The organism is Comamonas koreensis, assembly GCF_014076495.1.
Classification (GTDB): Bacteria; Pseudomonadota; Gammaproteobacteria; order Burkholderiales; family Burkholderiaceae_C; genus Comamonas; species Comamonas squillarum.
The window spans coordinates 1,518,454-1,541,582 of sequence record NZ_CP043575.1 but is presented as its reverse complement, the minus strand read 5'-3'; the positions used below and the strand labels follow the sequence as shown (position 1 = coordinate 1,541,582).

Sequence of the window (23,129 nt, the reverse complement as noted above, 5' to 3'; positions counted from 1 at the left end):
CCACAAGGGATCCCCATGCTAGACCGCATCACCGCTTCTCTCCCCTCGCTGGCACCGGCCGAGCAGCGCGTGGCCCGCCTGGTGCTGGCCGACCCGCGCGCCTTTGCCTCGCGCCCGGTGCGCGAGCTGGCCGAGCTCGCCCATGTCAGCAAGCCCACCGTGGTGCGCTTTTGCCGCAGCATGGGCTATGACGGCCTGGCCGATTTCAAGCTCAAGCTCGCTGGCAGCGTCAGCGAAGGCGTGCCTTTTATCCACCGCAGTGTCGATGCCGATGACAAGACCAGCGATGTGCTGGTCAAGGTGGTGGACAACTCGGTCGCGGCCTTTCTGGCCTACCGCAATGCTGCCAGCACCACGGCGCTGGAGGCCGCGTCCAGCGCCATCGTGGCGACCTGGCAGGCGGGCAAGCGCATCGAGTTCTATGGCGTGGGCAATTCCGGCATCGTCGCGCAGGATGGGCAGCACAAGTTTTTCCGCCTGGGCGTTACCAGTTTGGCGACCAGCGACGGCCATATGCAGGTGATGAGCGCCACCATGCTGGGTGCGGGCGACTGCGCTATCGTTATCTCCAACTCCGGCCGCACGCGCGACCTGATGGATGCCACCGACATTGCCAAGCGCAATGGCGCCACGACGATTGTCATCACCGCCAGCGGCTCGCCGCTGGCACGCGCGGCCAATATCCACCTGGCCGCCGACCACCCCGAAGGCTATGACCGCTACAGCCCCATGGTTTCGCGCCTGCTGCACCTCTTGATTCTCGATGTGCTGGCCACCAGCGTGGCGCTGCGCATCGGCGAGCCGCTGCAGCCGGTGCTGCAGCAGATGAAGGACAACCTGCACGCCAAGCGCTATACCTGACGGCGTTTTTGCCTGGCCGGAACGAAAAATGGGGCAGCCTAGGCTGCCCCTTCGTCATGCGGCGTCAGTGTTTAACGCACATCCACAAAGCTCTTGGTGCTGTACAGGTCGGTGGACAGGCGCTTGAGCGCTGGCAGACCGGTGGTGGCATCCTTGGGCTGCGATTCGATGTAGTTGAAGAACACATCGGCATCGAGCACGCCGATATCGAGGCGGCGCGCTGCTGGCACCGAGGCCAAGGTCTTGTAGCCGTCACCGCCGTTGGCGTTGAAGCTCAGTACAAAGAGGCGATAGGTCTTGCCCTGGTCCAGCGCAGTCCATTGGCCGCTGGTGGTGTCGCGCACTTCGATGCCGGTGACACGGCTGCCAAAGGCGGCCTTGGCATTCACATCAAAGCGCATGCCGCCGGTGTAGGGGTAAGGGCCCGTCGAGCCGCCTGCGCCGTAGACAGCTTCCAGGCCGTCTTCAAGCATGCCCTTGACTTCCGCGCCGGTCACATCCAGGCGGAACAGCATGTTGCCAAACGGCAGCACCTGGATCGCATTGGCCGCGGTCACTTCACCATTGAGCGGAATGCGCACGCCACCGCCGCTTTGCAGCGAGATGTCGGCACCGCCGTAGTGCGCGTTGGCCACTTCCAGGTAGGACTGGGCCACCAGCTGCTGGATATCGCCACCGCGCAGGCTGACGCTGCCTTCGGCATTGCAGGCCGCGCTGGAGCGGCTGTAGTCGGTGCTGCCTTCGCCGCCCGGCACCCGGCGCGAGCACAGCTCTTGCGGGGCATAGGCCACCTTGGTCACGTTGAAGCTGGCGACCTTTTCGGTGAAAGGCTTGAGCACGGCGGCCGCCTGGGCAGACGGCGACGTGATGCGCAGGAAGCCGGCGGCGTTCACGCTGCTGATGATGGACGTGCGCTGCGCTTCAGTCGCGGCAGTGCCTGCGATCTTGAAGTCATCGCCGATCAGCACGTGTGGCGTGCCTTCGCACTGGCTGACCACGCCGTCCTTGTCGAACTTGACCTTGAGCTCACCGACGACCTGCGAGTATTCCCAGGCCTGCACGATACAGACGGGCTTGCCGTCGAGGTCGGTGGTGTTGGTGGGGTAGGCGCCGCCTGGCGTGCCCACGCCAATGGTCTTCATCGCATCCGGGCCCAGCAGCGTGTGCGAGTCACCGCCGACGATCACATCCACACCGCGCAGCTTTTTGGCGAGGGTGCGGTCGTTGTCGTAGCCGATGTGGCTGAGCAGCACAATGCGCTTGACGCCTTGGGCCTGCAGCTTGTCGATCTCACGCTGGGCCGCCAGGGCTTCGTCTTCGAACAAGGTGTCCTTGTCCGGGCTGGACGAGGCCTTGGTCTTTTGCGCAATGGTCAGGCCGACGATGCCGATCTTCTGGCCGCCACGCTCGACCACGGTGGAGGGCGAGACCATGTTCGGTGCGCGGCTGGGGTTCAGCGCCGAGCTGGCACCGAACTGCACGTTCGCGCTCAGCACCGGGGTCGTGCATTTGCCGTTCTTGAGGCGATCGAGGATGCCCTTGAGGCCCGTGTCGCCCTTGTCGAACTCGTGGTTGCCCAAGGTGTAGGCATCAAAGCACACGGTATTGAGCATGGCCATGTCGGCCTCGCCATCGGCGCCTGCGCGGTTGAAGTACAAGGTACCGGTCACCGCATCACCGGCGTGCAGCTTGAGCACATGGGTCGACTGCGCAGCGATCGCTTCGATGGCGGCCGTCACGCGGGGGAAACCTGCGGCGTCCACGGTGACGGCCGTGGTCTTGCCGTCCACCGGCAACTGCAGCGTCGCCGTCTTGCTGGCCAAGGTGGAATGGTGGTCGTTGATGTGCAGGATCGTCAGCACATCGTCTTTTTCGCTGTCGTTGTCGCTGGAGCCGCCTCCACCGCAAGCCATCAACACGGCGGCTGCCACGCCGCACACGGTCCAAACCATCACCTGACGTGCACCCTCTCGCACTGACAATGCAACCATTTCTGCTCTCTCCGTTTTGACAAAGAGCTCTATGGTTTGTCCGCCAGATGACGTAGGTGTGACTTTCTGTAATAGCCAAGGGGCTTGTCAAGGCATCCGCTCCAAGAAAAAACCGGCGTCCAGGACGCCGGTTTGGAGGGCTGCCCGCGCACAGCGCAGGCGGTCGCCAGTGCATCACACAACGGGGATGCGCCCCTCTTGCACCGCATGGCAGGCCACCTTCACGCCGCCATCGTCGAGCAGCTGTGGACGCTCGCTGCGGCAGCGTTCATTGGCCAGCGGGCAGCGCGGGTTGAAAGCGCAGCCGGTGGGAGGGTTCAGTGGATTGGGCACCTCGCCCTGCACGGGGGTGCGCGCCTTGCCGGTGTCGTGCATCTTCGGGATGGCATCGAGCAGCATGCGCGTGTAGGGGTGGCGCGGCTTGGCAAACAGGGTTTGCTTATCGGCCAGCTCTACCAGCCTACCCAGATACATGACCCCCACCTGGTCGCTGACATGGCGCACGACGGCCAGGTTGTGCGAGATGAACAGGTAGGTCAGACCGCGCTTTTTCTGCAGGTCCTTCATGATGTTGAGCACCTGGGCCTGCACCGACACATCGAGCGCCGAGGTGGGCTCGTCGCAGACCAGGAACTCCGGCTCGGTCGCCAGTGCGCGGGCGATGGAGATGCGCTGGCGCTGCCCGCCCGAGAACTGGTGCGGGTACTTGATCATGTCCATCGGCGCCAGGCCCACCTGCACCAGCAGCTCGGCCACGCGCGCCTTGAGCTGCTCGGTGTTGGTGATCAGGCCATGCTCCTTGAGCGGCTCGCCAATGATCTGCTCGACCGACCAGCGCGGGTTCAGGCTGGCATAGGGATCCTGGAAGATCATCTGCACGCGGCGGCGCATCGCACGCGCATTCGGGTCGCGGAATGCGGCATGCGCGTCCTGGCCATCGAAGGTGAAGGTGCCGCGCGTGGGGCCGTACAGGCCCACCAACAGGCGCGCCACCGTGCTCTTGCCGCAGCCGGACTCGCCCACCAAGGCCAGGGTCTTGCCCTTTTCTATGTCAAAGCTCACGCCATCGACGGCGCGCAGCAGGCTGCGCGGCTTGCGCTCCAGCACCCGGTTGAGCCAGGGCGCCGACACATCAAAGGTCTTGGCCAGGTCACGCGCCTGCACCAGGGGCTGCTTGTCGCCCGCGCCTTGCAGCGCTGCTGTGTCCTTGTTCGTCATGGTTGCCATCTCGCTCATACCGTGTCCTCGGTGGCAGCCACTTGGGGCTGGTAATCGGCTGCATGCAGCCAGCAGGCGGCCTGGGTGGCGCCCGCGGCCATCAGCTCGGGGCGCTGCTCCATGCAGCGGTCAAACACCTGGGGGCAGCGCGGGTTGAAGGCGCAGCCCTTGGGGATGGCATTGAGCCGGGGCATGGCGCCGTCGATCTGGTTCAGGCGCTCACGGTCGGCTTCCATATCGGGGATGGACGCCATCAGGCCGCGTGTGTAGGGGTGCGCGGGGTGGTTGATCACCTCATGCACCGGGCCGATTTCCGCAACACGGCCGGCGTACATCACCGCGACCCGGTCACAGGTCTCGGCAATCACGCCCATGTCATGGGTGATCAGCATCACCGCCGCACCCCGGGTGCGGCAGATGTTCTTGAGCAGGCTGATGATCTGCGCCTGGATCGATACGTCGAGCGCCGTCGTGGGCTCGTCGGCCACGATCAGCTTGGGCTCGGCCGCCAGGGCCAGCGCAATCACCACGCGCTGGCGCATGCCGCCGGAGAACTGGTGCGGAAAGTGGTCAATCCGCTCTTCGGCTGCCGGAATGCCGGTGTCCTTGAGCAGTTCGATCGCGCGCTGGCGCGCCTCCGAGGCCGAGAGCTTGAGGTGGGTCTGGATGGTCTCGATCAGCTGGCGCCCCACGGTGTAGAGCGGGTTCAGCGACGTGAGCGGGTCCTGGAAGATCGCGCCAATGCGGCGGCCCCGGATATGGCGCATCTTGTCGGCGGACAGGTTGTCGATGCGTTCGCCTTCGAGCACGATCTCGCCCGAGGCCACATGGCCTGGCGGCTCGAGCAGGCCGATGATGGACGCGCCCGTCAGCGACTTGCCCGCGCCCGATTCACCGACCACGCCCAGGATCTCGCCGGGGGCGATGGAAAAGGAGATGTTGTCCAGCGCCCGCAGCACACCATAGCGATTGGGAAACTCGACCACCAGATTTTTAACTTCCAACAATGACATCGTGGTTGTTCCTTGTTCGTCTTGTGTCCGCACCATCAACGCAGGCGCGGGTTGAGCGCATCGCGCAGCCAGTCGCCCAGCAGGTTGACCGACAGCGCGATCAGCACCAGCATCAGGCCCGGGAAGATCGTGATCCACCATTCGCCGGAGAACAGGTAGTCATTGCCCACGCGGATCAGGGTGCCCAGCGAGGGCGACGTGGGCGGCGCGCCCACGCCGAGGAAAGACAGGGTCGCCTCGGTGATGATGGCTGTGGCCACCTGGATGGTGGCCAGCACCATGACCGGGCCCAGCACATTGGGCAGCACATGCTTGACCATGATGCGCAGCGGCGCCACGCCGGTGACGCGGGCGGCCTGCACATATTCCTTGTTGCGCTCGACCATCGTCGAGCCGCGCACCGTGCGTGCGTACTGCACCCAGCCGGTGAGCGAGATCGAGATGATCAGCACGCCAAAGGCCAGCGATTCATTGGCATTGGGAAACACCGCGCGGCCCACACCGGCGATCAGCAAGGCGACCAGGATGGCCGGGAAGGACAGCATCACATCGCACAGGCGCATCAGCACCGAATCGATCCAGCCACCCTTGAAGCCAGCCAGCAGGCCCAGACCCACCCCGACGACCACGGACAGGGCCACTGAGGCCAGTCCCACGATCAGCGAAATGCGCGCGCCATACATCAGCGCCGACAGAATGTCGCGGCCCTGGTCATCGGTGCCCAGGATGTACTTCCAGCCGCCCTCTTCGCTCCACACCGGCGGGATGCGCGCATCGCTCAGCTCCAGCGTGGTCAGGTCAAAGGGGTTGTGCGGCGCCACCCAGCCGGCAAACAGCGCGCAAAACACGCAGACCGCCGCAATGAGGGCGGCCACGATGGCTGTGGGCGAATTGCGAAAGCTGTAGCCCACATCGCTGTCCATCCAGCGCCTGATTCGGTTTTTCATCGTCATCTTCTCTCTCTAGTCGCCAGCCGCTGCAGCGCAGCGGCCCGGGGCATTTACTTCTTCACGGTCATCCACTTGAAGGGCATGAAGCCATCGGCCATCTGCACCAGCTCGACGTTCTTGCTCACCCCCCAGTTCATGAACTGCTGGTGCAGCGGCAGGTACCCCACATCGTCGGCCACGGTCTGCAGCGCCTCATGGATCGCCTGGTTGCGCTTGGTGGTGTCGGTCTCCGACTGCACCTGGCGGGTCAAGGCATCGACCTTGGGATTGCAGTAGTTGCCGTAGTTGAACGCGCCAGCACCCTTGCCGTCATTGCAGTTCATCAAGGCCAGCAGCGGGTTGTGGGCGTCGTAGGTCGACGGCGTCCAGCCCAGGATGTAAAAGGCCGTTTCATGGCGCATGATGCGCGGGAAATAGGTGCCCTTGGTCTCGGCATTGAGCTGCACCTTGACGCCGATCTTGGCCAGGTTGGCCGATACCGCCTGGCAGATGCGGCTGTCGTTGATATAGCGGTCGTTCGAGCAGTTCAAGGTCAGCGAGAAACCATCGGGGTAGCCCGCTTCGCTCAGCAGTTTCTTGGCCGCAGCCGGGTCGTAGGGCAGGCGCTTGATGTCGTCGGTGTAGCCGTTGACGCCCTTGCCGATCAAGGTGGCCAGATTGCCCGAGGCCCCGCGCATCACCTGTTTGTGCAGGCCCTCGATATCGATGGCCTGGTAGAAGGCCTGGCGCACGCGCTTGTCCTTGAACGGGTTCTTGCCCTTGACGCTGGAGTTCAGCAGCTCATCGCGCTTTTGGTCCATGCCCATGAAGATGGCGCGCAGCTCAGGCCCGGACACCACACGGGTGCCGCCGGTATTGGCGACACGGTCCAGATCCTGCACCGGCACCGGGTCGATCACATCGACCTGGCCCGACAGCAGCGCGGCCACACGGGTCGCATCATTGGCCACTGGCGTGTAGACCACTTCCTGCACATTGCCTTCGACCTTGTCCCAGTAGTTGGCGCTGCGGTTGAAGACGGTGCGCACATTGGGCTGGCGCTCGCGCACGCGGTAGGGGCCGGTGCCATTGGCCTTGAACGAGGCGGTGTTCTCGATGCCCTTGCGGCGGTCCACCGGGTTGACGGCATTGTTGGCCTCGGACCAGGTCTTGCTCATGATGTAGACCTGCGAGATCATGCTCGGCAGGATCGGGGCCGGGTCCTTGGTCTCGATGTCCACCGTGTAGTCATCGACCTTGCGCGTCTCCTTGATGGGGTTGGTGTAGGACTTCATGTCCGAGCCTTCGAGCTGCGTGCGCATCATCGAGAACACCACATCATCGGCGGTGAACGGCGTGCCATCATGGAACTGCACGCCCTTGCGCAAGGTAAAGCGCCAGACGGTCGGTGAGGTCTGCTCCCACTTGGTGGCCAGCACCGGGCGCAGGCTCAGGTCCTTGTTGCGGCCGGCCAGCGGCTCGTAGACATTGCCGGTCACACTCAGCTGCACCGTCTCATTGAAGGAATGCGGATCCATGGACAGGGCGTCGCCCTGGGAACCGATGCGCACCGTCTGCGCGCCGGCGCAAACATAGGCGGCCGCCAACATCGATACCAACAAGGTCTTGCTCATCGTGTGTTTCATCGTTTTCCCCTTTTCTGAAGTCCGGCCCGCAAGGGCCGGGTGCGGAGGCTTTAGCCCAAAGCAAGTGGCATGCCACGCTCGACAATGCCGGCGTGCAGCGCCGCACCCAGCGGCAGCACATCGTCATTGAAGTCGTAGCGGTTGTTGTGCAGCGGAATGATGTCGTCACCGACGGCCTGGCCCAGGCGCAGATAGGCCCCGGGCTTTTGCTGCAGCATGAAGGAGAAATCCTCAGCGCCCATGCTCGGGTCCATGTTGCGCACCACCAGGGCTTCGCCCACCAGGTCAGAGGCCACATCGCCGGCAAACACCGCTTCTTCGGCCGTGTTGATCGTCGCCGGGTAGGAGCGCTCGTACTGCAGCTGCGCGTTCACGCCAAAGGCCAGGCCCAGCGCCTGGCACAGCTCGCCCAGGCGGCGCTCGACCATGTTCTGCACATCGGGGTTGAAGGTGCGCACCGTGCCCACCAAGGTCGACGAGCCCGGCGTGACGCTGAACGCAGCCAGGTCCCCCGACTGCAGCGCGCAGATGCTGATGACGGCCGAGTCGATGGCACGCACATTGCGCGAGACGATGGACTGGATCGCCGTAATCAGGTGTGCCGACGCCAGCACCACATCATTGGTCTGGTAAGGATGGGCGCCGTGGCCGCCCTTGCCCGTGATATTGATCTGGATGCGGTCGGCCGCGGCCATCATCGCGCCGGGGTTGATGCCGATCATGCCCTGGCGCATCGCAGGCCAGTTGTGCATCGCATAGACCGAATCGACCGGGAAGCGCTCGAACAGGCCATCCTGGATCATCTCGCGCGCGCCGGCATAGCCCTCCTCGCCGGGCTGGAAGATCAGCACAGCGGTGCCGTCAAAATTGCGCGTCTCGGCCAGATAGCGCGCCGCGCCCACCAGCATCGCAGTGTGGCCATCATGGCCGCAGGCATGCATCAGCCCCTGCTTGCCCGAGCGCCAGCTGCAGTTGCCCTGCTCGGTGATCGGCAGTGCATCCATATCGGCGCGCAGGCCGATCATGCGGCCGCTGCCGTGCTTGTGGCCACGGATCACACCGACCACGCCGGTCTTGCCGATGCCCTGGTGGATCTCATCGACACCACACAGGCGCAACGCCTCGCTCACGCGAGCAGCGGTGTATTTTTCTTCAAAACCCAGCTCCGGATTGGCATGCAGGTCACGGCGGAAGGCCGTCAGCTCCGGATGGATCTGGGCCAGGTGAGAAAAGGCGCGCGAGCTCGCGCTATAAGGCAGACGTGGCATCTCAGTGCCCTCCCGATTTTTCGACGCGCAGGCGCGGGTCGACAGCGAAATACAACAGATCGACCACCAGGTTGATCACCACAAAAATCAGCGCAATCAGGCACAGGTAGGCGGCCATGACCGGGATATCGGCAAAGGTCACCGCCTGGATGAACAGCAGGCCCATGCCGGGCCACTGGAACACCGTCTCGGTGATGATGGCAAAGGCAATCAGGCCGCCCAGCTGCAGACCGGTGATGGTCATCACCGGCACCAGCGTGTTCTTGAGGGCGTGGCCAAAGTAGATCGTACGGTTGCTCAGGCCCCGGGCCTTGGCGAACTTGATGTAGTCGGTGCGCAGCACCTCCAGCATCTCGGCGCGCACCAGGCGCATGATCAACGTGAGCTGGAACACGGCCAAGGTGATGGCCGGCAAGATGATGTGGTGCCAGCCCTTGGCGCTCAGCAAGCCGGTGCTCCAAAAGCCCAGCTGCATCGTCGTGCCACGGCCAAAGCTCGGGAACCAGCCCAGGTGCACCGAGAAGATCAAAATCAGCAAGATACCGATCAGGAAGGTGGGCAGGGACACACCCAGCAGCGACAAGGTCATGAACACCTGGCTCATGAAGCTGCCGCGCCGCAGCGCGGCATACACGCCCATCGGCACACCGATGACCAAGGCCAGCAACGCAGCCACCATAGCCAGCTCAAAGGTCGCCGGGAAGCGCTCGGCAATCAGGGACGAGACCTTGGCACCCTGGCGCAGGCTGATGCCGAATTCGCCCTGGGCAGCGTTGAGCAAAAAGTGCCAGAACTGCACGAAAAACGGTTTGTCCAGCCCCAGCGCACTGCGCAACTCGGCAATCTGCTGTGGGGTGGCATCCTGGCCCAGCAAGAAGGTGACCGGGTCACCCACATACTGGAACAACATGAAGGAAATGAACGCCACGGCGATCATCACGATCACCGCCTGTATCAATCGGCGCAATATGAATGCAAACATGGCTGACTCTCATCGTGACAAACAGAGGGAAGGTGCCCTAGGAACTCTCTGCAAAACCCAGTTGGTGAGGGTTCTGCAGAGCGTTCCTGGCACCCGTGTTGTCTGCCTATTCTTCTTTCGCTTTTTATGAAATGGCCGGCTGCCGCATCGGGCAGCCGGCCTGCGCACCGCTCGCCGTTGGTTAACGGACCGTCACCAGTTTGATGTCCACCCGGTTGTCTGCGCGGTGCACCAGGTCGATGTTCTTCTTCATCGCCCAGGGGATCACCTGGTCATACAGCGGCAGGTGCGAGACCGTGTCGTTGGACAGCTGCAAACCCTCGGTCAGCATGCGGGTGCGCACGGGCTGGTCGGTTTCCGTTTTCACGCGGTCCACCAGATAATCCATGCGCTCGTTGCTGTAGCGGCCGACATTGTAGTTTCCGTCGCCGCCCTTGCCGACGGTGCGCACCAGTGACTGCAGGCTGTAGAGCGAATCGAAAGTCGGCACACCCCAGCCGAGCATGTAGATGCTCGCTTCGTTGCGCTGGATCATCGGGAAGTAGGTGACCATTGGCAAGGTGCGCAGCTTGGCCTTGACCCCGATCTTGGCCCACATCGCGGTGACCGCCTGGCAGATCGCCTCGTCGCTGATATAGCGGTTGTTGGGGCAGGCAAAGTCGACCTCGAAGCCATCGGGGTAGCCCGCTTGCGTGAGCAGCTTCTTGGCGGCGTCCTGGTCATAGGGCAGGCGCTGGCCCACGGTCTCGGTCCAGCCATTGACCTGGGGCGCCACCAGGGTGCCAGTGGGCTTGCCCAGGCCGCGCAGGATGGTCTTGGTGATCGCCTGGATGTCGATGGACTGGTAGAGCGCCTGGCGCACCTTCTGGTCCTTGAGCGGGTTCTTGCCCTTGACGCTGGAGCCGGGCAGCTCGTCACGGAACTGGTCCATGCCAAAGAAAATTGTGCGGTTCTCCAAGCCTTCAAGGATCTTCAGGTCCGGGCTGGCGCGCAGGCGGTTCAAGTCTTGCGGCGTTGGATCGAGCACCATGTCCACTTCACCGGACAGCAGCGCCGCCATGCGGGTCGGCGCCGATTTGATCGGGGTGTAGGTGATCGAAGTCACATTGCCCGGCATCTGGCCCCACCAGTTGGGGTTCTTCTTGAGCACCATGCGCACATCGGGCTGCCAGGACTCCAGAATGAACGGGCCGGTGCCCATCGCATTGCGGTGGGCAAAATTCTCGTCGGACTTCTTGATGTCCATCGGCTCGGTGGACTTGTTCTTCTCCGACCAGGCCTTGCTCATCATGCGCAGCTCGGTCATCTGGCGCAGCAGCACGGGATTGGGGTCCACCATGAAGATATCGATGGTGCCATCATCGACCTTGACGACCTTCTCGATGCCCTGGACAAAGGGGCCGTAGTTCGAGGTCTTGGCCATCGCACGGGTGATCGAGAACACCGCATCATCGGCGGTGAAGTTCGAGCCATCCTGGAACTTCACACCCTGGCGCAATGAAAAGCGCATCTGTTTGGGGGTGACTTCCTTCCACGAGGTAGCCAGCAGCGGCTCGACCGCAAAGGTCTTGCTGTTGTAGGTGACCAGGGTCTCGTAGACATAGGGATGAATGGCGTTGTGCAGGCCATTGTTTTGCGCATGGATATCCCAGCTGGCAACGTCGGCCTGGCTGGCCCACTTGAAGGGCTTGGCCTGGGCCACGCCAGCTGACAAAACGGTGGCTACCGCTATCGCAACCAGAGCAAGAGAAGGCTGTTTCATAAGTCCTCGCAGAATAGTAGTGCTTCACTATGCCGCAAGGAATCGATCTTCCGCATGGTGCTTCCCCCAGGGCGGGGATATTCCCGAGTCGCGTTTATTTCTGTTAGGTGACCGGCAAAAGCAGGTGTTTTGTCGGGCAAAACACGGCTTCATCTGCTAATTATGAAAACGCGCTGCCTGCCAGACCACGCCTGCCCTTCCATTCCCACATGTCAAAAAAGCGATACAGGCGCATCTTGGCGGCTACCAGCGCCGATACAGCATGCGGTATGTATCAAGCCTGCCACAAGCCAGCGCCGCAGCGCTCCTGCCGCATCGGCAGGAAAGCACAACGGGTCTCGCGCTTCCCACGGCGTGGGGCTTCAAGATGGGACCTTTGACAGGCTGATAACACGAGCGGGCGCAGCCGCTGTCGCCGCTGCAGTGACCCCATCTACCCAGAACAAGGCCGAGCGCCTGGACAGGGCAGCGGCGAGCAGGCATAAAAAAAGCCCGTCTTTCGACGGGCTTTTTGCTTTTCAGATTGAGTAGCTAGGAACCCCTAGCCATTCATTAGAAAGCGTGACGCACACCAACGGTGATAGCGTTTTGGTTCTTGCCGGCGCGGGCTGGGTCGATGCCCAGGCCGTTAGCCGACAGGCTCATGGTTTCGCTCTTCTGGTTCTTCAGGAAAGCGTAGGTGCCGTACAGAGCGGTGCGCTTCGACAGGTTGTGGACATAGCCCAGCGACAGCTGGTGAGCCTTGCCTTCGATTTCCTTGTTGTCGTAGTAGTTGTAAGCCAGACGGGCTTCGCCAGCAGCGCCGACAGCAGCGGTTGCGCCCAGACCAGCGGACTGGAACTTAGCCTTGCTGCCACCACCCACTGGGGTGCTTTGCACTTGACGGATCAGACCCGACAGCTTGAAAGCGCCGAAGTTGTAAGCAGCGCCCAGACCCAGACCTTGAGCCTTTTCGAAGCTGGCGGTAGGATCGTTTTGCTGGTCGTAAGCAATACCGGCGCTCAGAGGGCCGTTGTTGTAACCAGCGGACACGCCGATGTAACGCTTAGCGGAGCTGTCGCCAGCGGTTTCGCCGAAGCCGTAGTTCACGCCAGCGGTGAAGCCGGACATGTTAGGGGTGTAGTACGAAACCATGTTGCCCACGCGAACTGGGTCGCCGAAGCCGTAGGTGCCGTTGCCGAAGCTGAAGTTTTGGCCGATACCGACTTGGCCGAACACGTCGTAGCCAGACACGGTGTTGTAAGCTGCGGTCAGTTCGCGACCCAGACGCACTTCACCGAAGTTGCCCATCAGGGACACGGTGGAACGACGCTTGAACTCGAAGCCAGGACCTGCAGCGCCGCCGCCGGAAGCGGTACCGCTGTCGTTCTGGATTGCGCCTTCCAGCCAGAAACCAGCCTTCAGACCGCCACCCAGATCTTCCACGCCGCGGAAGCCCAGACGGCTGGTGGCGTTACCGGAGTTGGTCAGACCGTAGTTGCTTTCGCCACCGCTGGTCTTAGCGTAGGTCACGCCAGCATCAACGATACCGAACAGGGTCACGGAAGATTGAGCCATTGCGGCGCCGGAAGCGGCCAGCACTGCCAAGGCAACAAGAGATTTTTTCATTGCGAGTTACTCCAAGGTTTAACAGACGGCGCTGGTACGGGGGGGTTGATGTCAGCCTCACGGTTCTGCACAACTTCTACCTGCTCCCGCGCCAACCTCCTAGTGTGGAAGTTCTCTCTATTTCAACAGACCGCAGGCGGTTGCGCAAACAAATTCCCCCACTTGAGGACCTATTCGCTGTAAATCGTTGCTTGAGTGCAACGTTTAACGAATGTCAGCCGCCGTCCAATTTTTCGACAAAAATTTGCTGCAAAACAAGCCCCTCCAGAGGAGATTCGCCATGTTTGCAGCGGGGTGTATTCTACTGGTTAGCATGGCACCCTATGCAAGATCGACTCCTTTGCGCAGCAGATACTGCGCTGCGCACCCTGTTTGCCACGCCCCGTGCGGCCAACCCCTCGCCCGCTGCGGGCATCGATGAGGCGGACCTCAGCCCTGAGGAGAAGAAGCTCTCCGCTTCTTATATGCGGGTCAACCACGTGGGCGAAGTCTGCGCGCAGGCGCTCTACACCGCCCAGGCCATGGTCACGCGCGACGAGCATCTGCGCGAGCACCTGTTGGAAGCGGCCCAGGAGGAGATGGACCACCTGGCCTGGACCCACCAGCGCCTGCAGGATTTGGGCGAACGCCCCAGCCTGCTTAACCCACTGTGGTTTGCCGGCGCTTTTGTGATTGGCACTGTGGCCGCCAAGGTCAGCGACCGCGCCAGCCTGGGCTTTGTCGAGGAGACGGAAAACCAGGTGTCCTTGCACCTGCAGTCCCACCTGGACCTGTTGCCAGCACACGACGCACCATCGCGGGCTGTCGTCAGCCAGATGAAAGCCGACGAGGAGCGCCACGCGGCCGCTGCGGTGGACGCCGGCGCCTTGCCCGTGCCCCTGCCCGCCCGGATGCTGATGAAGATCGCCTCCAAGGTGATGACCGTGACGGCGCACCATATATAGAGATAGAGAGATAGATAGGGCCCGGACGGGGACCCCATGCAAAGGCTGCCTCAGAGGTGGCCTGCAAAAGCACTCAATCGAGCCAGTGAGGCCGCTGCGCCAGCAGCCAGGCATGCACATGGGCGAGCAAGGCCATCGCATTGCTCCGGCAGCTGCCTACCGCCGCCTGGGAGACCAAGTCTCCCGAATAGTCCGTCAAATTGCGCTGTTTGCGCAAGGCATCCAGCGGCCATATCTTCTCGCTGGGCCACTGCACGGTGAGCGCAAGCGTCTGGATGGCGGTCTGGTGGTGGCCGGGCTTGCTCTTCAGTGTGCGGTAGCCATTGGCCATCAGGCCCAGCATGGCCAACTGCATGATGGCCTTGTAGGCGGCATCAAACTGGTTTTCTTCACTTAAGCCGGCAATGTGCGCATCGGCAATATTGCGGTCAGGCGCAGCCAGCAAAGACTGCACTTGCTGCGTTGGGCTCCACGGTCTCAAGACTGATGCCGACTAAGTTTTGCAAGCTCATCGTCACCCCCCATCACAAAGATCTTGGGCTTGGACAGCACATCGCGCATGAACGCCGCCTGGGCGCGCGCCGCGAACTCTTGCTGGCCCAGTACCTGCGGATTGATCTCCCGGCCCAGCTCCGCTTGCAGCGGCCACAGCACATGCACCGCCTCGTCAAAGCCTAGTGTACCGACCAGCATCAGGTCAATGTCGCTGCCCGCAGTCTCTTGCCCGCGCGCCACAGAGCCATAGATAAAGGCCACATCGATCTTGTCGGCGACAGGTGCCAGGGCGGTCGCGAAGACATCTGCCACGCCTGATGTCTTGCGCAAAATACGGGCCAGCTCTGTATAAACGGGGCAGCTCCAGTCTGCGCGGTACAGCTGTTGGTTGCCCCGTTTTTCTCATTGCAACAGGCCCGCCGATGTCAGCTTGCCAAGCTCTCTGGTGATGGTGCCTGCCGGCAGCCCCGTGCGCCTGGCAATTTCTCGCCCGTGCAGCTGTGCATCAGGGTGCAGCAGCAGCAACCCCAGGACACGTCGCCGGTACTCCGGCAGCAACAAGGCAATCAGAGATTGATTCATATAAGGCGTCAATTGTCGCCTTTTTTGCATCGAACTTCCAGTCAGGTTGACATCCCGCACAATGGCCACCTGGGCATTGCGGGAGGTCTACGCCCGTGCTTAGGCTTCCACCAGGTCAAACCCCGTGGTGATCTCGGCCGTCTTGCTCAGCATGATGCTGGCCGAGCAGTATTTCTCATGGCTCATCGCAATCGCACGCTCCACCGCCGCTGCGGGGATGCCCTTGCCGGTGACGGTGAACTGCATATGGATCTTGGTGAAGACCTTGGGTTCGGTGTCGGCGCGCTCAGCCTTCAGCGCCACAGTGCAGTTTTTCACATCGTGGCGGCCGCGCTTGAGGATCAGCACCACGTCATAGGCGGTGCAGCCGCCGGTGCCGGCCAGCAGCAGCTCCATCGGGCGGGCGGCGAGATTCTGGCCGCCGTTGGCAGGATTGGCCGCATCAGGCGCGCCATCCATGGCCACCACGTGGCCGCTGCCCGTTTCTGCGACAAAGCCCATTCCCGAGCGGGCGCCGCTCGCGCCCGTCCACGTTACCGTGCATTCCATTGCAAGACTCCAAAAATCAAACGCCACCAGTGTGGCAGATCTGCCCTCTCCCCTGCCACTTGTTGCTGTCTATCAACAGCATTGGGAAAAAAAATGGTTGCGGGCATTATTTTGCTGCAACGCAGCAGAAACATCGCTATACTTGGACTCATCTGCTGCTCCACAGCCAGGCGAAAGCCCCCACTGCGGGATGCAGCTTGCAAGTTGTCTCCTCCACCTCTCAAATGGTGGTTTCAAGCCCCTGATTCACATCAGGGGCTTTTTTTCTGCCCGGCGCCGGCGCAATTCCACCGCCGGTCCGCTCCAGTGAATGCCAGCGGTTATAGTGCATCGGTCTCTCGATCACCTGATGTTCGCCACCCCGCCCATGCCGCCACCCGCGCATGCCCTGCTGGCTGGCACATCAACCAGGCGCGCCATCCGCATGCGCTACCTTCTCGTTGCCTCCTTTCTCTAGCGTGCATCCCTATGCCCTCCAAGACTGCAGCCGCGCTGACGCCGGCCGATTACCTGAAGAAAATCCTCACTGCGCGTGTCTATGACGTGGCCATTGAATCCAGCCTGGACTCGGCCAAGAACCTCAGCCGCCGCCTGCACAACAAGGTGCTGCTCAAGCGCGAAGACCAGCAGCCGGTGTTCAGCTTCAAGCTGCGCGGCGCCTACAACAAGATGGCCCACCTGACGGCCGAGCAGCTCAAGGCCGGCGTGATCTGTGCATCGGCTGGCAACCATGCCCAGGGTGTCGCGCTGTCGGCCAGCCGCATGGGCACCCGCGCCGTGATCGTGATGCCCACCACCACGCCGCAGCTCAAGATCGATGCCGTCAAGGGCCTGGGGGGCGAGGTGGTGCTGGCCGGCGAGAGCTTCAGCGATGCCTATGAGCACTCGCTCAAGCTGCAAAAGGAACAGAACCTCACCTTTGTCCACCCCTTTGATGACCCGGACGTGATCGCCGGCCAGGGCACGATTGCGATGGAGATCATGCGCCAGGTGCAGAAAATCGGCTCATCGCCGCTGAACGCGGTCTTTGTCGCGATTGGTGGCGGCGGCCTGATTGCAGGTGTTGCCAACTACATCAAGGCAGTGCGGCCCGAGATCAAGGTCATCGGCGTGCAGATGAACGACTCGGACGCGATGATCCAGTCGGCCCGCGAAGGCAAGCGCGTGGCACTGAACGATGTGGGCCTGTTTGCCGATGGCACGGCCGTCAAGCTGGTGGGCGAGGAGACCTTCCGCGTCGCCCATGGCCTGGTCGATGAATACATCACCGTCGACACCGATGCCGTCTGCGCCGCGATCAAGGATATCTTTGTCGACACCCGCTCCATCGTCGAGCCCTCGGGCGCGCTGGCCGTGGCCGGTATCAAGCAATACGTTGCCAAGAACAAGACCAAGGGCGAGACCTATGCCGCCATCCTGAGCGGCGCCAACATGAACTTCGACCGCCTGCGCTTTGTCGCCGAGCGGGCTGATGTGGGCGAGGAAAAGGAAGCGCTGTTTGCCGTGACCATCCCCGAAGAGCGCGGCAGCTTCAAGCGTTTTTGCGAAGTCATCGGCAACCTGCCCGGTGGCGCACGCAGCGTGACCGAGTTCAACTACCGCATCAGCGATGACCGGCGCGCCCATGTCTTTGTCGGCATCTCGACCAACAGCAAGGGTGAGTCGGAAAAAATCTGCCGCAACTTCCAGAAGAACGGCTTTGAAGCGCTGGATTTGACCTTTGACGAGCTGGCCAAGGAGCATGTGCGCCACATGGTGGGCGGGCGCTCGCAGCTCGCGCAGGACGAGCGCCTGCTGCGCTTTATCTTCCCCGAGCGGCCCGGCGCGCTTTTCAAGTTCCTGAGCCTGATGGCGCCGAACTGGAACATCTCGCTGTTCCACTACCGCAACCAGGGCGCAGACTACGGCCGCATCCTCGTGGGCATGCAGGTGCCCCAGGAAGACTCGCACAGCTTTGAGCAGTTCTTGAACAACCTGGGCTACCCCTGGATCGAAGAGACCCAGAACCCGGCCTACAAGCTGTTCCTGCAGGCCTAACGCCAAACGGGCCCAGCCGCAGCATGCAAGCCTTGCGCCATTTTCTGCTCGCGGTGCAGTTTTTCACCCGCATCCCGGTCACCGGCAAGCTGGGCGACTGGGTGGGCTACAGCCCCGAGATGCTGCGCGCCAGCGCCGGCCACTTCCCCGGCGTGGGCTGGATCGTGGGCCTGGTGGCCGCCGGGGTGCTCGCCGCTGGCAGCCTGCTGCTGCCAGCTGGCAACGCCTACAGCCCGCTGGTCGCCGCCGTGCTCAGCACCTTGGCCACCGTGCTGCTCACCGGCTGCTTCCATGAGGATGGCTTGAGCGATGTGGTCGATGGCCTGGGCGGCAGCCACGAGCGCCAGCGCGCGCTGGAGATCATGAAGGACTCGCGCATCGGCGCCTATGGCGCGATGGCGATGGTGCTGGCCGTGCTCAGCAAGACGGCCCTCATCGCGCTGCTGGCCAGCCATAGCCTGGCGCTGGCCATGGCGAGCTTGGTGGCCGCCCATGTCATTGCCCGGCTATGGCCCATGTTTGTCGTGCGCAGCCTGCCCCATGTGGGCGACAGCGCCTCGTCCAAAAGCAAGCCTTTGGCTGCCTTTATCAGCCGCCAAGGCCTGGCCTGCTGCCTGCTCTGGTCGCTGCCCGCCGCCTTGCTGCTGGGTCTCAGCCAAGGCTGGGTGGTCTTGCTGCTGGCGCTGGTGCTCAGCGCCGCCGCTGCGCTGTGGATGCGCCAGTGGCTGCAGCGCCGCCTGCAAGGCTTTACCGGTGATGGCCTGGGCGCTGCCGAGCAGGTCAGCGAGATGGCGTTCTACCTGGGCGCGGCGCTGTCGCTGGGCCCCGCAGGCCTGTGGTTGGCCAAGGCTGTGGCATGAGCGCACTGTGGCTGCAGCGCCATGCCCAGCCCCTGGTGGCGCCGGGCATCTGCTACGGCCGCACCAACATCGCCGCCGATGACAAGGCCACCGCTGCCGCCGCACTGGCCCTGCAAAGTGCCTGGGCGGCTGAGGCACTGCCGGCCGGCACCGTCTGGCATTCGCCACTGCAGCGCTGCAGCCAGCTGGCCACCGCCTTGCAGGCGCAGGCACCGGCATTCGCGCTGCGCGCCTGCGACGATCTGGCAGAAATGGACTTTGGTGCCTGGGAAGGCCAGCGCTGGGACGGCATCGCCCGCGAAGAGATGCAGGCCTGGACCGCTGACTTTATGGCCTATGCACCAGGCGGTGGTGAGGCGCTGGCCACGATGATGGCGCGCGTGGCGCGTGCGCTGGATGCCGCGCGCCAACAGGCGCTGGACACCGGCCAGCCCGTGCTGTGGATCAGCCACGCAGGTGTTGCGCAATGCGCGCATTGGCTGCTGACCCGGGGCCAAAGGCTACCGCTGGCCAAGGACTGGCCCTCGGTCAAGCTCACGTATGGGGAATGGCTCCGATTGCCGCTGTTCGGCGAGGCCTGAGAGCCGCTTCAGGCCGCCCCCAACAAACTTTTACGTAAAGCGCCGGCGATCAGTCGCGCAAGGAACCGGTGCTGCGGTCCACATTCGGTGCGGCAGCGGGTACGGGGGCAGCGCCTTGCGGTGCCGCAGCCACGGCATTTGGGGCATTCTGGGCATTGGGCACAGTGGCCGGGATCGGCGCAGCCACCGTATCCACTGGGCGCAAGGCCGGCAGGTTGATCGTCACAGCTGCCGGGCCATCGACACCGGCGCCCAGGCTCACGGCACGGGGCGCATCGCTGCGCAAGGCCTGCAGCACCAGGCCATCGGCCACGACCGTGCCCACGCGGAACACCTTCGCAGGCTGGTCATCCACGGCGATGACGGCCGCGCCGCCACCGCTGTCCTTGCCCACCATCACGCCCAGCAGGCGCCAGCGGGTCGGGGCAGCGGGCGCCGCAACGGGCGCGCCATCCTGCACACCAAAGAGCCGCGCCATCGCAGCGCCATCGACCTGCACCTGGGCGGGGCCACCGGCCTGCGGGGCCAACAGCACCTGGCGTGGCGCCGACAGCTTGAGCCCCCAGAACACCGCCAATGCCGCAGCGCCAGCCCACAAAAGGCCGGCCGCCAGCCGAGGAGACCAGGGGTTGCGTGATAGTGTCACCATTCGCAGATTATGATGCACCCAGATGTCAGTTTCACCACTTTGACCCCCTTTGACCTGAGAGCATGATGTTTTCCTTCCGCCCGCAGTCGGCTGCACGCCGCATCCAAGCCAATATCCAGCGCGGCTTTACCCTGATCGAGCTGATGGTGGTGCTGGTCATCATCGGCGTGCTGGCCGCGCTGATCGTGCCCAATGTGATTGGCGCTGCCGACGAAGCGCGCGTGACCGCAGCGCGCACCGACATCACCAACATCAGTGGTGCGCTCAAGCGCTACCGCCTGGACAACCAGCGCTACCCCACCGCCGAGCAGGGCCTGGCCGCGCTGATCAACCGCCCCAGCAGCGGCCCCGCGCCGATGAACTGGAAGCCCTATCTGGAAAAGCTGCCCAATGACCCCTGGGGCCACCCCTACCAGTACCTGAACCCCGGCGTCAAAGGCGAAGTCGATGTGATGAGCTTTGGCGCCGATGGCCAGGCCGGTGGTGAAGGCAACAATGCCGACATCGGCAGCTGGCAATAAGCGGCAATAAGCCCGCCTGATCGCTGCTTTCTGCCTTTTCCCGCTGCCCCGCTCTCCGGCCCCATGCCCTGCGCCCTTGCCCACCCCTTCCAGCCGCGCCGCCAGCGCGGCTTTACCTTGATGGAGCTGCTGGTCGTCATCACCTTGATGGCGCTGGCCAGCGCCGGCGTGGTGTTTGCGATAGGTGACAACAGCCAGGACCAGCTCCAGCGCGAAGGCCAGCGCCTGGCCGCCCAGCTCGAAGCCGCGCGTGCCCAGTCCCGCGCCAGTGGCCAGCCGGTGCGCTGGCGGGCCGACAGCCAGGGCTTTGTCATCGAAGGCCTGCAAGGCGGCACCCGCCAGGGCGCCTGGCTGCACCCGCCGGTGGCGGTGCGCAGCAGTGGCGATATCATCCTGGGGCCCGAGGCACTGATCGGCCCGCAGACGGTGCTGCTGGCCTACCCCAGCCGCAATGCGGGCAGCATTGCCGTGGCGACCGATGGTGTGCGCCCGTTTGAACTACAGGCCCCCTGAACCCTTTCCCGACCAGCCCCGCGTGCCCAGCAAGCCCTCTCCCCATTCCGGCTTCACCCTGATAGAGGTGCTGGTCGCGCTCGCCATTGTCGCCATCGCCTTGCTCGCCGGCGGTAAGGCGATGAACGCGCTGACCCAGACGGCAGGGCGGCAAAGCGATGTGATGCTCGCGCAGATCTGCGCCGAAAACCAGCTGATCGCCGCGCGCCTGTCGCAGCAGTTGCCGGGACTGGGCAGCACCAGCGTGGCCTGTGAGCAGGCCGGCCGCATGTTCGATGTGCGCGTGGGCGTGTTTGCCACGCCCAACCCGGATTTCCGCCGCATCGATGCCCATGTGTTCTCCGGCGGCGCGCCCTTGCTGCGCCTGAGCACCATCGTGGGGAGGTACTGATGCAGCGCTTCCCCCGTTGTAGCCAGCCACGCAGCCAGGGCTTTACCTTGATCGAGCTGCTAATCGCGATTTCCATTCTGGCGGTGATGACCATTGCCAGCTGGCGCGGCATCGATGGCATGGTGCGCGCCCAGCAGCAGGCCCGTGATTACAGCGAAGAGGTGATGGTGGTGCAGGCGGCGCTGTCGCAGTGGAACACCGACCTCAATGGCATTGAGCGCGTCGCAGCCACCACCCCGATCGACTGGGATGGCCGCGTGCTGCGCCTGACGCGCCGCAGCAGCGATATCAATGAACAAGGCCTGCGCGTGGTCAGCTGGGCCCAGCGCCGCCTGGGCAACCGCGACTACTGGGTGCGCTGGCAGTCGGCCCCCGTGCGTGATCTGCAGCAGTGGCAGCAGGCCTGGGACATGGCCGCGCATGCGGTCACCAACAGCGCGCTGACCAACAACGCCGATGGCGGCCCGCAGCAAACGGTGCTGATGCCCATCAGCGGCTGGCAGCTGCTGTATTTCCGGGGCAACAGCTGGAGCAATCCGCTGTCCAGCCAGGGCGCCAATCCCCAGGCCGATGCCAACAACCCCACGACGGTGGCGCTGCCCGACGGCATCCGCCTGCGTCTGGAGCTGCCCGCGCCCGGTGCGCTCTCCGGGGTCATCACCAACGACTGGGTCAACCCCATCGTGTCGGGCAACAAATCATGAAGCGGCTCCGCATTCCCCGCCGTGGCCAGCGCGGCGCAGCGCTGCTGGCGGCCATGCTCACCGTCACCCTGGTGGCCACGATTGCCGCCAGCGCCGTCTGGCAGCAGTGGCGCAATCTGGAGGTCGAAGGCGCCGAGCGCACCCGCGTGCAGGCCGCCTGGCTGCTGCTGGGCGGGCTGGATTTCTCGCGCCAGGTGCTGCGCCAGGATGCGCGTGTGGGCGGCCCCGATTCGCTCTCCGAGCCCTGGTCGGTGCCGCTGGCCGAAGCGCGCCTGTCCACCTTCTTGCAGGCCTCCAACAACCAGAGCAATGCCGACGACAGCAGCATCGATGCGGCCCAGGCGTTTTTGTCGGGTGCGATTGTCGATGCCCAGGCGCGGCTCAATATCCGCAACCTGGTCTCCAACAACCAGATCAACAGCGTCGCGCTGCGCCAGTTCCAGCGCCTGTTCGAGCGCCTGGGCCTGCCCGGCGCCGAACTGACCGTCCTCAGCCAGCAGGCACTGGCCGCGCTGCGCACCGAGGGGAAGGCGGCCAATGCGCCGCTGCTGCCGCGCACCTACAAGGAGCTGGCCTGGTGGGGCCTGTCGCCGTCCACCCTGACCCAGCTGGAGCCCTATGTGGTGCTGCTGCCCCAGGAGAGCAAGGTCAACGTCAACACCGCCTCGGCCACCGTGATCTGGGCCGCTGTCGAGGGCATGGATTTTGCAACTGCCCAGCAGATCGCCCAGCTGCGCCTTAACAAGGCTTTCGAGAGCAGCGCCGAGCTGCAGCAGCGCTTTAGCAGCAACACCGCGCTCAACAATGCCAACGCAGTGCTCGATGTCAAATCGGTGTATTTCGAGGTCTGGGCGCGGCTGCGCTTTGACGACCTGGTGGTGCAGGAGAAATCCCTGGTCTACCGCCAGGGGCTGAATGTAACAACCGTGGTGCGTGAGCGTGGTGCCGCACTGGCCACCAGCCTGATGGGCGATGGCAGCGCCAACCCGGTGGCGGCGCGCTAACAGGAACATGATGACAAACGT

Annotated in this window: 25 protein-coding genes; 10 read left to right on the top strand and 15 right to left on the bottom strand. The window is 63.6% G+C overall.

Features of this window, described 5'->3' with window-relative positions; genetic code table 11:
- Positions 1–15 precede the first annotated feature (15 nt).
- On the top strand, positions 16–861 hold the full coding sequence (locus F0Q04_RS06940; RefSeq protein WP_116924574.1) for a MurR/RpiR family transcriptional regulator: 846 nt from the start codon (positions 16–18) through the stop codon (positions 859–861).
- 71 nt (positions 862–932) lie between these two features.
- Here F0Q04_RS06940 and F0Q04_RS06935 read toward each other — a convergent pair whose 3' ends face one another.
- The 9 genes from F0Q04_RS06935 to F0Q04_RS06895 form a co-directional block, all read right to left on the bottom strand.
- The gene (locus F0Q04_RS06935) at positions 933–2,813 is read right to left on the bottom strand and encodes a bifunctional metallophosphatase/5'-nucleotidase (RefSeq protein WP_232539650.1); all 1,881 of its coding nucleotides are present in this window, start codon (positions 2,811–2,813) and stop codon (positions 933–935) included.
- A 213-nt stretch (positions 2,814–3,026) separates the two neighbouring features.
- Positions 3,027–4,079 carry an ABC transporter ATP-binding protein gene (locus F0Q04_RS06930; protein ID WP_232539649.1) on the bottom strand — a complete coding sequence of 351 codons (1,053 nt, stop codon included), beginning with the start codon at positions 4,077–4,079 and terminating at the stop codon, positions 3,027–3,029.
- Between the two features lie 5 nt (positions 4,080–4,084).
- Positions 4,085–5,083: an ABC transporter ATP-binding protein gene (locus tag F0Q04_RS06925; protein ID WP_182345031.1), complete on the bottom strand. Its 999-nt coding sequence runs from the start codon at positions 5,081–5,083 to the stop codon at positions 4,085–4,087.
- Between the two features lie 35 nt (positions 5,084–5,118).
- The gene (locus tag F0Q04_RS06920) at positions 5,119–6,030 is read right to left on the bottom strand and encodes an ABC transporter permease (protein ID WP_116924572.1); all 912 of its coding nucleotides are present in this window, start codon (positions 6,028–6,030) and stop codon (positions 5,119–5,121) included.
- Positions 6,031–6,083: 53 nt separating this feature from the next.
- A complete protein-coding gene (locus F0Q04_RS06915; RefSeq protein ID WP_182345030.1) occupies positions 6,084–7,658 on the bottom strand; it encodes an ABC transporter substrate-binding protein in 1,575 nt (524 codons plus the stop codon).
- 50 nt (positions 7,659–7,708) lie between these two features.
- Positions 7,709–8,926, bottom strand: a complete 1,218-nt coding sequence (locus F0Q04_RS06910) for a M20 aminoacylase family protein (protein ID WP_021025744.1) — start codon at positions 8,924–8,926, stop codon at positions 7,709–7,711.
- 1 nt (position 8,927) lies between these two features.
- The gene (locus F0Q04_RS06905) at positions 8,928–9,908 is read right to left on the bottom strand and encodes an ABC transporter permease (protein ID WP_116924570.1); all 981 of its coding nucleotides are present in this window, start codon (positions 9,906–9,908) and stop codon (positions 8,928–8,930) included.
- A 181-nt stretch (positions 9,909–10,089) separates the two neighbouring features.
- Positions 10,090–11,670, bottom strand: a complete 1,581-nt coding sequence (locus tag F0Q04_RS06900) for an ABC transporter substrate-binding protein (RefSeq protein ID WP_182345029.1) — start codon at positions 11,668–11,670, stop codon at positions 10,090–10,092.
- Positions 11,671–12,222: 552 nt separating this feature from the next.
- Positions 12,223–13,278 carry a porin gene (locus F0Q04_RS06895; protein WP_182345028.1) on the bottom strand — a complete coding sequence of 352 codons (1,056 nt, stop codon included), beginning with the start codon at positions 13,276–13,278 and terminating at the stop codon, positions 12,223–12,225.
- A gap of 323 nt (positions 13,279–13,601) precedes the next feature.
- Here F0Q04_RS06895 and coq7 point away from each other — a divergent pair, with 323 nt between their 5' ends.
- Entirely contained in the window at positions 13,602–14,222 is a 621-nt protein-coding gene (gene coq7, locus F0Q04_RS06890; protein ID WP_116924568.1) for a 2-polyprenyl-3-methyl-6-methoxy-1,4-benzoquinone monooxygenase, read from the top strand.
- 73 nt (positions 14,223–14,295) lie between these two features.
- Here the strand turns inward: coq7 and F0Q04_RS06885 are convergent, their stop codons facing one another.
- The 5 genes from F0Q04_RS06885 to F0Q04_RS06870 form a co-directional block, all read right to left on the bottom strand.
- Entirely contained in the window at positions 14,296–14,676 is a 381-nt protein-coding gene (locus F0Q04_RS06885; protein ID WP_232539533.1) for a DNA-binding protein, read from the bottom strand.
- 23 nt (positions 14,677–14,699) lie between these two features.
- Complete coding sequence (locus tag F0Q04_RS23985) at positions 14,700–15,029, bottom strand: nucleotidyltransferase domain-containing protein (protein WP_232539532.1); 330 nt, start codon at positions 15,027–15,029, stop codon at positions 14,700–14,702.
- Between the two features lie 90 nt (positions 15,030–15,119).
- Entirely contained in the window at positions 15,120–15,299 is a 180-nt protein-coding gene (locus F0Q04_RS23980) for a MarR family transcriptional regulator (protein WP_232539531.1), read from the bottom strand.
- Positions 15,300–15,398: 99 nt separating this feature from the next.
- Complete coding sequence (locus tag F0Q04_RS06875; RefSeq protein ID WP_116924567.1) at positions 15,399–15,848, bottom strand: OsmC family protein; 450 nt, start codon at positions 15,846–15,848, stop codon at positions 15,399–15,401.
- Entirely contained in the window at positions 15,833–16,051 is a 219-nt protein-coding gene (locus tag F0Q04_RS06870; RefSeq protein WP_133248057.1) for a hypothetical protein, read from the bottom strand. The genes F0Q04_RS06875 and F0Q04_RS06870 overlap by 16 nt, the downstream gene beginning before the upstream one ends.
- A 265-nt stretch (positions 16,052–16,316) precedes the next feature.
- Between F0Q04_RS06870 and ilvA the strand changes: the two genes are divergently transcribed.
- From ilvA to F0Q04_RS06855, 3 genes are read left to right on the top strand one after another with little or no spacing between them, the layout of a single operon-like run.
- The gene (gene ilvA / locus F0Q04_RS06865) at positions 16,317–17,885 is read left to right on the top strand and encodes a threonine ammonia-lyase, biosynthetic (RefSeq protein WP_182345027.1); all 1,569 of its coding nucleotides are present in this window, start codon (positions 16,317–16,319) and stop codon (positions 17,883–17,885) included.
- Between the two features lie 23 nt (positions 17,886–17,908).
- Positions 17,909–18,745 carry an adenosylcobinamide-GDP ribazoletransferase gene (cobS, locus tag F0Q04_RS06860; RefSeq protein WP_182345026.1) on the top strand — a complete coding sequence of 279 codons (837 nt, stop codon included), beginning with the start codon at positions 17,909–17,911 and terminating at the stop codon, positions 18,743–18,745.
- On the top strand, positions 18,742–19,326 hold the full coding sequence (locus F0Q04_RS06855; RefSeq protein WP_182345025.1) for a histidine phosphatase family protein: 585 nt from the start codon (positions 18,742–18,744) through the stop codon (positions 19,324–19,326). Before cobS ends, F0Q04_RS06855 begins: the two co-directional genes overlap by 4 nt.
- A gap of 49 nt (positions 19,327–19,375) precedes the next feature.
- Here the strand turns inward: F0Q04_RS06855 and F0Q04_RS06850 are convergent, their stop codons facing one another.
- Positions 19,376–19,975 carry a type II secretion system protein N gene (locus tag F0Q04_RS06850; protein WP_182345024.1) on the bottom strand — a complete coding sequence of 200 codons (600 nt, stop codon included), beginning with the start codon at positions 19,973–19,975 and terminating at the stop codon, positions 19,376–19,378.
- Between the two features lie 65 nt (positions 19,976–20,040).
- Here F0Q04_RS06850 and gspG point away from each other — a divergent pair, with 65 nt between their 5' ends.
- From gspG to gspK, 5 genes are all read left to right on the top strand, one after another.
- Entirely contained in the window at positions 20,041–20,496 is a 456-nt protein-coding gene (gspG, locus tag F0Q04_RS06845; RefSeq protein WP_182345023.1) for a type II secretion system major pseudopilin GspG, read from the top strand.
- 63 nt (positions 20,497–20,559) lie between these two features.
- Complete coding sequence (locus F0Q04_RS06840) at positions 20,560–21,009, top strand: pilus assembly FimT family protein (protein WP_116924562.1); 450 nt, start codon at positions 20,560–20,562, stop codon at positions 21,007–21,009.
- 22 nt (positions 21,010–21,031) lie between these two features.
- The gene (gene gspI, locus F0Q04_RS06835) at positions 21,032–21,400 is read left to right on the top strand and encodes a type II secretion system minor pseudopilin GspI (protein WP_232539648.1); all 369 of its coding nucleotides are present in this window, start codon (positions 21,032–21,034) and stop codon (positions 21,398–21,400) included.
- Complete coding sequence (locus F0Q04_RS06830) at positions 21,400–22,104, top strand: PulJ/GspJ family protein (protein ID WP_116924560.1); 705 nt, start codon at positions 21,400–21,402, stop codon at positions 22,102–22,104. Before gspI ends, F0Q04_RS06830 begins: the two co-directional genes overlap by 1 nt.
- A complete protein-coding gene (gspK, locus tag F0Q04_RS06825; RefSeq protein WP_165841113.1) occupies positions 22,101–23,108 on the top strand; it encodes a type II secretion system minor pseudopilin GspK in 1,008 nt (335 codons plus the stop codon). The genes F0Q04_RS06830 and gspK overlap by 4 nt, the downstream gene beginning before the upstream one ends.
- Positions 23,109–23,129: the final 21 nt, after the last annotated feature.